This is a genomic window from Heyndrickxia sp. NPDC080065, assembly GCF_050281185.1.
In the GTDB taxonomy this organism is placed as follows: domain Bacteria; phylum Bacillota; class Bacilli; order Bacillales; family Bacillaceae_C; genus Heyndrickxia.
Genome location: NZ_JBNNWS010000012.1, coordinates 174,366 through 182,588, shown reverse-complemented (window position 1 = coordinate 182,588; position 8,223 = coordinate 174,366). Strand labels below are relative to the sequence as shown.

The 8,223-nt window shown below is 35.4% G+C and carries 6 protein-coding genes, 15 tRNA genes and 2 rRNA genes; all 23 read left to right on the top strand.

The features are described from left to right. A 23S ribosomal RNA gene (locus ACQKP0_RS16115) occupies positions 1-95 on the top strand; the annotation flags it as partial. 114 nt (positions 96-209) lie between these two features. Further along, positions 210-326, top strand: a 5S ribosomal RNA gene (gene rrf / locus ACQKP0_RS16110). A 7-nt stretch (positions 327-333) separates the two neighbouring features. Continuing rightward, positions 334-408 (top strand) — tRNA-Asn (locus ACQKP0_RS16105). Between the two features lie 3 nt (positions 409-411). Next, a tRNA-Ser gene (locus ACQKP0_RS16100) sits at positions 412-504 on the top strand. A gap of 12 nt (positions 505-516) precedes the next feature. After that, positions 517-591: transfer RNA gene (locus ACQKP0_RS16095), tRNA-Glu, on the top strand. Between the two features lie 30 nt (positions 592-621). Further along, positions 622-697 (top strand) — tRNA-Val (locus ACQKP0_RS16090). Between the two features lie 9 nt (positions 698-706). Continuing rightward, positions 707-780: transfer RNA gene (locus tag ACQKP0_RS16085), tRNA-Met, on the top strand. 38 nt (positions 781-818) lie between these two features. Further along, positions 819-895 (top strand) — tRNA-Asp (locus ACQKP0_RS16080). Positions 896-912: 17 nt separating this feature from the next. Continuing rightward, positions 913-988, top strand: a tRNA-Phe gene (locus tag ACQKP0_RS16075). A 4-nt stretch (positions 989-992) separates the two neighbouring features. After that, positions 993-1,068 (top strand) — tRNA-Thr (locus ACQKP0_RS16070). A gap of 12 nt (positions 1,069-1,080) precedes the next feature. Next, a tRNA-Tyr gene (locus ACQKP0_RS16065) sits at positions 1,081-1,165 on the top strand. Between the two features lie 7 nt (positions 1,166-1,172). Beyond that, positions 1,173-1,246: transfer RNA gene (locus ACQKP0_RS16060), tRNA-Trp, on the top strand. A gap of 10 nt (positions 1,247-1,256) precedes the next feature. Further along, positions 1,257-1,332, top strand: a tRNA-His gene (locus ACQKP0_RS16055). 40 nt (positions 1,333-1,372) lie between these two features. Continuing rightward, a tRNA-Gln gene (locus ACQKP0_RS16050) sits at positions 1,373-1,444 on the top strand. 3 nt (positions 1,445-1,447) lie between these two features. Continuing rightward, positions 1,448-1,522, top strand: a tRNA-Gly gene (locus ACQKP0_RS16045). 7 nt (positions 1,523-1,529) lie between these two features. After that, a tRNA-Cys gene (locus ACQKP0_RS16040) sits at positions 1,530-1,603 on the top strand. Between the two features lie 6 nt (positions 1,604-1,609). Beyond that, a tRNA-Leu gene (locus ACQKP0_RS16035) sits at positions 1,610-1,691 on the top strand. A 163-nt stretch (positions 1,692-1,854) separates the two neighbouring features. Next, complete coding sequence (locus ACQKP0_RS16030; protein WP_427406847.1) at positions 1,855-2,121, top strand: hypothetical protein; 267 nt, start codon at positions 1,855-1,857, stop codon at positions 2,119-2,121. A gap of 30 nt (positions 2,122-2,151) precedes the next feature. After that, positions 2,152-2,379 carry a hypothetical protein gene (locus ACQKP0_RS16025; RefSeq protein WP_427406846.1) on the top strand — a complete coding sequence of 76 codons (228 nt, stop codon included), beginning with the start codon at positions 2,152-2,154 and terminating at the stop codon, positions 2,377-2,379. Between the two features lie 490 nt (positions 2,380-2,869). Continuing rightward, complete coding sequence (locus ACQKP0_RS16020; RefSeq protein ID WP_427406845.1) at positions 2,870-3,559, top strand: response regulator transcription factor; 690 nt, start codon at positions 2,870-2,872, stop codon at positions 3,557-3,559. Continuing rightward, positions 3,556-4,824, top strand: coding sequence for a HAMP domain-containing sensor histidine kinase (locus tag ACQKP0_RS16015; RefSeq protein ID WP_427406844.1), 1,269 nt, complete (start codon positions 3,556-3,558; stop codon positions 4,822-4,824). The genes ACQKP0_RS16020 and ACQKP0_RS16015 overlap by 4 nt, the downstream gene beginning before the upstream one ends. 136 nt (positions 4,825-4,960) lie before the next feature. Beyond that, positions 4,961-5,722 carry an ABC transporter ATP-binding protein gene (locus tag ACQKP0_RS16010; protein ID WP_427406843.1) on the top strand — a complete coding sequence of 254 codons (762 nt, stop codon included), beginning with the start codon at positions 4,961-4,963 and terminating at the stop codon, positions 5,720-5,722. 10 nt (positions 5,723-5,732) lie between these two features. Then, entirely contained in the window at positions 5,733-8,069 is a 2,337-nt protein-coding gene (locus ACQKP0_RS16005; RefSeq protein ID WP_427406861.1) for an FtsX-like permease family protein, read from the top strand. Positions 8,070-8,223: the final 154 nt, after the last annotated feature.

Here is an 8,223-nt window from a genome sequence, read left to right as displayed (position 1 = left end):
AAGACCCCTGAAAGATGATCAGGTAGATAGGTTCGAGGTGGAAGTGTGGCGACACATGGAGCTGACGAATACTAATCGGTCGAGGACTTAACCAATTTGATTCAAAGTTATGAACCGTTATTTCTCCTATATCTAGTTTTGAAGGAATGAATTAAAATTTCTTCTTGAAAAAATCTCAAAAACATGTATAATAATATATGTCCATAAGGTTTGGTAGCAATAGCGAGAAGGTCACACCCGTTCCCATCCCGAACACGGAAGTTAAGCTTCTCAGCGCCGATGGTAGTTGGGGGTTCTCCCCCTGCAAGAGTAGGACGCTGCCAAGCGTATTATTCCGCAGTAGCTCAGTGGTAGAGCTATCGGCTGTTAACCGATCGGTCGTAGGTTCGAATCCTACCTGCGGAGCCATAAGGAGAGCTGTCCGAGTGGCCGAAGGAGCACGATTGGAAATCGTGTAGACGGTTAAGAGCTGTCTCAAGGGTTCAAATCCCTTGCTCTCCGCCATTTAACTTATGTGGCCCGTTGGTCAAGCGGTTAAGACACCGCCCTTTCACGGCGGTAACACGGGTTCGAATCCCGTACGGGTCACCATTTTATAAATAACATTAGAATATACCTAATGGAGGATTAGCTCAGCTGGGAGAGCACCTGCCTTACAAGCAGGGGGTCGGCGGTTCGATCCCGTCATCCTCCACCATAATATTATCGCGGGGTGGAGCAGTCTGGTAGCTCGTCGGGCTCATAACCCGAAGGTCGCAGGTTCAAATCCTGCCTCCGCAATTAAGTAAGTTATTTTCAATAAACATTGAAAATACTTCGGTCCGGTAGTTCAGTTGGTTAGAATGCCTGCCTGTCACGCAGGAGGTCGCGGGTTCGAGTCCCGTCCGGACCGCCATTTTAAATAATACATAAGGCTCGGTAGCTCAGTCGGTAGAGCAATGGACTGAAAATCCATGTGTCGGCGGTTCGATTCCGTCCCGAGCCACCATTTAGCCGGCCTAGCTCAATTGGTAGAGCAACTGACTTGTAATCAGTAGGTTGGGGGTTCAAGTCCTCTGGCCGGCACCAGTTTCACATTGTGGAGGGGTAGCGAAGTGGCTAAACGCGGCGGACTGTAAATCCGCTCCCTCAGGGTTCGGCGGTTCGAATCCGTCCCCCTCCACCATTTACATAGGGGTATAGTTTAAAGGTAGAACTAAGGTCTCCAAAACCTTCAGTGTGGGTTCGATTCCTACTACCCCTGCCAAAATATTATGGCGGTTGTGGCGAAGTGGTTAACGCATCGGATTGTGGCTCCGACACTCGTGGGTTCGATTCCCATCAATCGCCCCATATATTTTCACAATGTATTCTGAAATGAATATATTATTATTGGGCTATAGCCAAGTGGTAAGGCAACGGACTTTGACTCCGTCACTCGTTGGTTCGAATCCAGCTAGCCCAGTTTGCGGAAGTAGTTCAGTGGTAGAACACCACCTTGCCAAGGTGGGGGTCGCGGGTTCGAATCCCGTCTTCCGCTCCAATAATAAGGCGGCATAGCCAAGTGGTAAGGCAGAGGTCTGCAAAACCTTTACCACCGGTTCGAATCCGGTTGCCGCCTCCATATTATGCCGGTGTGGCGGAATTGGCAGACGCGCACGACTCAAAATCGTGTTCCGTGAGGAGTGTCGGTTCGACCCCGACCACCGGTATCAAATTTTAACTAAAACCCGCATTTTTTCGCGGTATAACAAGGATTGTGAGTTTAGTCTTTATGACTGGACACGCAATCCTTTTATTTTGGTCGTGTCTAATAATCGTGTGCGTAAAAATATTGTGCTACCACCTTTATTAACCTTAAAGGAGTGTAGAGAAATGGCAAAAAGAAGAACCATTATTGTGGAGTTACACGAAGAGGAACAGCCATTATTAGTTAGTGGCGGTGAGGACTTTCAGACCTGCGTGAATGATAGCTTGAAAAATAGCCATGATGTTAATAAAGGGCTTCATATCTATAAAGATATTTTGTCTGACTCAGACCTAATAAAGACTATTTTCAAGACAAGTGAAGAAAGAGATAGGCTAATTCAAACATTGAAGAGCAATGTATATAGTAGGGCCTTTAATTTCTTAAAAAAATAAAAATTTTACACAATGCAATATTGTCTTGAAATGGATATGACTTGTTCTAAAAGCATACGTGAAGAGTATTATAAATACTTAAATATGATGCCAGTAGAATATAATCAAAAAAGTCTTCTATTACAAAAGAAAAGTGCTATTAAAGGTATTGATTATATATTAAAAGCACTTGAGAATGTAAAGTCACAATCATATCCTATTAGCTTAAGAAAGATAAAAAATGCTTTATTAGATGATATTTCAGATTATGTGCAATAAGTATAATTTTGTAAGTATAGTAAACTCAACATCACCCATGTGTTGCCACATATACTCTGCACATCGTGAAGGAGTAGCACTGCTGAAGCTAATATAATATTTAGAACCCTTGGAAATGGCTTATAAACGGCATTTTTAAGGGTTGTTTTAGTGTTAGAATAGATATATAAGCGAAGATTCCGATGTATTTTAGGATAGAAATATCAAATTCTACTTAAGTGGAAATGGATTTTTAAAATAATAATTTTCAATGAGCATTCAATTGGGGGCGGGATCTCTTTTCTTATGTCCCCTTGTCCTAATTTTCTTGTCCAGGGATGTGTTCTTTGTCTTTTTTTCATTCCATATAGTTGTATTATAGTATTTTATAAATTTACTTTTTGTTAAATATGTAAGAAAATCCATTAATTTATATCTACTTATCGAACTTAATGTATACTGTAGATATCCTGTTAAACAAGTAGGAAAGTCTTTTTCTAGGAGAATTATGATGAAATTAGATTGTTTAATTGTTGATGATGAGATTGCTTTGGCTGAAACAACTTCTGAATATTTTAATATGTTCGAAGTCAAAACAGCATTTGTTACAAATGCAGAGGGGTGCGAGATTTTTTTGAAGGAGCATGAGCCATCATTGATTCTATTAGACATCAACCTTGGTAATGAATCAGGGTTTGATTTGTGTAAAAAATTGCGTAAAACAACGCAGGTTCCGATTCTATTTATAAGTGCTCGCTCTAGTGATGACGACGTTCTAATTGCGCTTAACATAGGTGGTGACGATTATATTCAAAAGCCATATACACTCAGTATTTTGCTAGCAAAAGTTAAAGCAGTACTCAAAAGATATGGCAATGGTTCTAGTAACCAGCAAGAAGTTGTAGAGTTTGGAGAAATCCAAATTGATACAAAACTTCATCGTGTTCGAGTAAAAGGGTTGGATATTCAACTAAAAACGATGGAATATAAACTTCTGTATTATTTGGCGAATAATAAAAACCGTATTGTTACCAAAGATGAATTGTTTCAAAATGTTTGGGGAGATTCCTTTGTCGGGGATGGGACCCTAAACGTACATATTCGACATTTACGCGAGAAAATTGAAGAAAATCCAAAGGACCCGCAATTTATAAAAACGGTATGGGGAACAGGGTATGTGTTAGAGGATACTAAGCAATGAGAATAAAACTACTAATGGTTACCTTTGTGGTTCTTATTGCTACAGGAATTACTTTCCCAATAATTATGATTAACAAAAAAAATATTTCAGAAGTGAATATTATAGCTATTAATGAAGTAGTGAAAACTGTCGAAAAAAATTGGGGACAAATTAATAAAGAAACACTTAAAAACAGTAGTTTTAACCAATCGCTTATTATTATAGATAACTTGGAAAACGTAATTTATCAAACACCTGATACTCAGTTTACCAATGTATACGATGCCATCAAAAATAGAGATTCGATTATAGATGTGTTTCAAAAAGATGAAGTTGTAGGGAAAATTATTATTCACAATAACGAACAAGAAATAGTGCAAAAAATGAAAAAGGAACTGGTTGTATCATTTGTTTTAATAGTTGGTCTATTAATAATTGTTAGTATTATTCATTTTTCCTATATTTATAAAACGTTATTTCAACCGTTTCAGCAACTTCAACATTTCGCGGCGAATGTCGCTAGAGGTAATCTAGATATTCCTTTAAATATGGACAAGAACAATTACTTTGGCGCATTCACTGAAAGTTTTGATTTATTACGTGAGGAACTCTATGCTGCTCGTCAAAGAGAGTATGAATCCAACCGTAGCAAGAAAGAGCTTGTAGCCACAATAAGTCATGATATTAAGACACCTATTGCTTCGATAAAAGCGGTAAGTGAGTTAATGCTTATGCAAATAAAAGATGAAAAGCTTATAAAGCACGTAAATATAATCAATTCAAAAGCAGAGCAAATTAACTTACTTGTTACGGATATGTTTCACGCTACTTTAGAAGAACTACAACAGTTAAAATTAACAGTAACTGAGGAATCGAGTGAAGTACTTGTTGAAATGATTGAAAATGTCAATTACGATCATCAAATCTTTTATGATCCAGTTCCACCTTGTATAATTTTAACTGATCCCGTACGAATGCAGCAGGTAATTGATAATATTATTAGTAATTCATATAAGTATGCAGGAACAAAAATCTTGATTAATTTTCAAATTATTCAGGATTATCTTGAACTTCATATTCAAGATTTTGGACCGGGAATTAGCGAAAAAGAATTGCCGCTACTGTTCAATAAATATTATCGAGGAAAAAATGTCGAAGGCAAGAATGGTTCAGGACTTGGGCTTTATATATCGAAGTACTTCATGGAAAATATGCAAGGCCAAATTAACTGTTTCAATCGAGATGATGGATTTACTGTAGTCTTGAAAATAAAGCTTGCTTCCTAATTAAGGAATAATTAAGAATTCCGCAAAGACTTAATAAGAATTCATTTTGTAAGCTAAGACTGTAATCTTTATTACGGTCTTTTTTTTGAGTTAAAAATACATACATGAGTTTAATAAAGGGAGAGTGTTAAAAAACATGACAAAGACAATACTTATAACTAAAAAACTAAGTAAAACCTTTTCGAGCGGTGGATTTCAGCAGCATGTTTTAAAAAATTTAGATATCAGTTTATTTGAAGGGGATTTTACTATCATAATGGGTAGTTCAGGATCTGGAAAATCGACTTTTCTTTACGCATTGAGTGGTATGGATAAACCAACGTTAGGAGAAATTGATTTTGGTGGGAAAAATTTAGCTAAACTAAACAATGATCAACTAGCTATATTTAGAAGAAATAATTGTGGTTTTGTATTTCAACAAATATATTTACTAGACAATATGAGCGTACTCGATAATGTACTTGCAAGTGGTCTTTTAGTAAATAAGAATAAGCGTGAACTCGTACAAAAAGCGAAAGAATTATTAATACAAGTAGGGATTAATGAACATGCATGGTCTAAATTTCCGACACAACTTTCGGGTGGTGAGGCGCAACGTGTTGGGATTGTTCGTGCATTAATTAATAGTCCGAGAATACTTTTTGCAGATGAACCAACCGGTGCATTAAACTCTGCTTCTAGTGATAGTGTGTTAGATGTTTTAACAAATGTAAATCAAAACGGGCAAAGTCTTGTCATGGTCACTCATGATATGAAAACCGCATTACGCGGAAATCGAATTTTATATTTACGAGATGGTGTCATTTGTGGAGATTTGCAGTTAGGTAGATACAGTGAACAAAATAATATAGAACGGCAGGAGAAGCTCCAACATTTCCTAGCAGAAATGGGGTGGTAAGGTGAAAGTCATGAACCTAGCCATGGCGAATATTAGAAAAAGTAAATATGCAACGGTTTCTTTATTTATATTTATTTTAATTGCTGGGCTACTTCTTAACATGGGTCTAATGGTCAATACTCAACTAAATGCATTTTTTGATCAGAAAAATGAACAATTAAAAGATCCTCATGTAACATTTGTAATGGATCAAGCAAGTTATCATTCAGCTCATAATGAATATTTAGCAAATTATTCAGGAATAAAAGAAACTGAAACAGAAGAGATTATTGATATGCACGTTGCAAAAGTTATTTTCGGTAACGGTGAATTAACGGATAGTTTTGTTATTTTAAATGCGGATACCAAACGTACTATTGGACCGTTAAATTTAATTGAAAGGCTGACTACAACGAGTATCAATGATATTTATGTACCTTACATTTTTAAAACAAATGGGGGATATAAATTAGGTGATGACTTTACCATCACATATCAAGATAGAGATTATGATTATCGAATTGCTGGTTTTTTAGAAACAACGATGATGGGTACAAATAACAACGGCGTTATGAAATTTATGTTAGTAGAGAACGCCTATCAATCACTAGCAGACGAACTAGGTCATCAATCAAAAGGGTTGATTATATCTGTAGTTATGGAAGACAAAAAACAATCTTCGAAGTTAATAAATGATTTTTTTCAAAATGTAAAGAAACCTCAAGTAGAGGAATCAAATTCTTACATCTGGGGTTTAGATATTGAACAGCTTAAAAATGTTGATTCATTAACTATTAATATTATTGCTACTATATTAATAGCTTTTTCGGCAATTATTGTGATTGTCTCATTAATTGTCATTAAGTTCCGTATTTCAAATAATATTGAAGATGAAATGGAAAATATAGGGATACTGAAATCGATTGGCTATACAAGTAGGCAAATTCTTTTATCAATTATACTTCAGTATTTCTTAATTACTCTTAGTGCTAGCATTGTAGGAATTGCATTGTCATATGCTCTTATGCCGTTAATTGGAAATATTATTTCAACTTTATCTGGATTAATCTGGATTCATAGCTTTGATATTATTATTAATTTAATCAGTATTTTCTTTGTGACGTTGTGTGTTGTAATCGTGACATTACTATCAGCCTTTCGAGTACGAAAAATTCTACCTGTTGCAGCTCTTCGTGGAGGTATTCAGACACACAGTTTTAGAAAAAATTACATTCCTTTGGAAAAAGCGAAAGGTAGTCTCCATTTTTTACTTGCTATTAAGTCAATGTTGGGAAATGTGAAACAAAATATCATGATACTTTTAATTATTATGGCGTTAACTTTTGTTACGGTCTTTTCAGTAGTGCTGTATTACAACATTGCTTTAGACAAGACCGCATTTGTTAACTTATTCGAAACAGAACCGTCAAATGTATATATAGCAGTTAAGCCAGATGCGGACACAAGGGAACTCCTGAGTGACATTGAAGAAATGGATCATGTAAGAAAAGTAAATATATTCGACACAATTAAATTGAAAATTGATGGTAAAGACGTATATACAAATGTTACAGATCAATATAATCAGTTAGATAATAATATTGTTTATGAGGGGCGTCAGCCAAAGTATGAAAATGAAATATCCATCTCCTGGGTAGTATCAAGTCAAATCAATAAAGGAATTGGTGATACGGTTGACGTAGAATATGGGGCTGAAACAAAGAGTTATTTAATAACGGGTCTTAGTCAAATAATTGGTGATTTTGGACGGACAGCATCATTAACAATGGAAGGCATTCAGCAATTACAACTAGATTATAAAGGTACTACACTTTATGTATATTTAGATAATATATCGAACAATGACTTTATTCATAATATCCAAAAACAGTACGGAGATAATATAGTTGAAACATTAGATATCGATAAAAAAATAGAAAGCCAAACAAGTATGTATACAGATGCAGTGTTTGCTATTATGGTGATTGTTTTAACAATTACTGTTTTAGTTGTTGTAATAATCTTATATCTTGTCATTAAAACGATGATTACAAAGCGTAAGAAAGAATTTGGCGTCATGAAGGCAATAGGTTATTCAACGTTTCAACTGATGAATCAAATATCCATTAGTTTGCTACCTATAATCATTACAGGCGTTGGTATTGGTGGTTTGTTAGGAATATTTTTCACTAATCCTATGTTTTCAGTATTACTTTCAAATGCAGGTATTAAACGTCTGGAATTTATTATTCATTTACCGATTATTGCAATGGTTTGTGTAGGTATCCTTATTTTATCTTACATTGTTTCAATGGTTGTATCTTTAAAAATTAAGAAAATATCTGCTTACAGTTTAATTACAGAATAATGAGAATTAGTATAAAGTGCGCCAGCAAAAAGCTAACATTTTGCTAACGCAATCCAATGAAAAACGATAAATTCTCGTTAAAGATATTGCAGACATAATTTAGGGAAATCTTGATATACCGCACTCTCTTTATATACCGTTAAAGAAATAACAC

Excerpts from the sequence above, each read along its gene's own strand:
- ACQKP0_RS16005 (WP_427406861.1), top strand. The coding sequence starts at position 5,733 with ATGAACCTAGCCATGGCGAATATTAGAAAAAGTAAATATGCAACGGTT.
- ACQKP0_RS16010 (WP_427406843.1), top strand. The coding sequence starts at position 4,961 with ATGACAAAGACAATACTTATAACTAAAAAACTAAGTAAAACCTTTTCG.
- ACQKP0_RS16030 (WP_427406847.1), top strand. The coding sequence starts at position 1,855 with ATGGCAAAAAGAAGAACCATTATTGTGGAGTTACACGAAGAGGAACAG.
- ACQKP0_RS16015 (WP_427406844.1), top strand. The coding sequence starts at position 3,556 with ATGAGAATAAAACTACTAATGGTTACCTTTGTGGTTCTTATTGCTACA.
- ACQKP0_RS16025 (WP_427406846.1), top strand. The coding sequence starts at position 2,152 with ATGGATATGACTTGTTCTAAAAGCATACGTGAAGAGTATTATAAATAC.
- ACQKP0_RS16020 (WP_427406845.1), top strand. The coding sequence starts at position 2,870 with ATGAAATTAGATTGTTTAATTGTTGATGATGAGATTGCTTTGGCTGAA.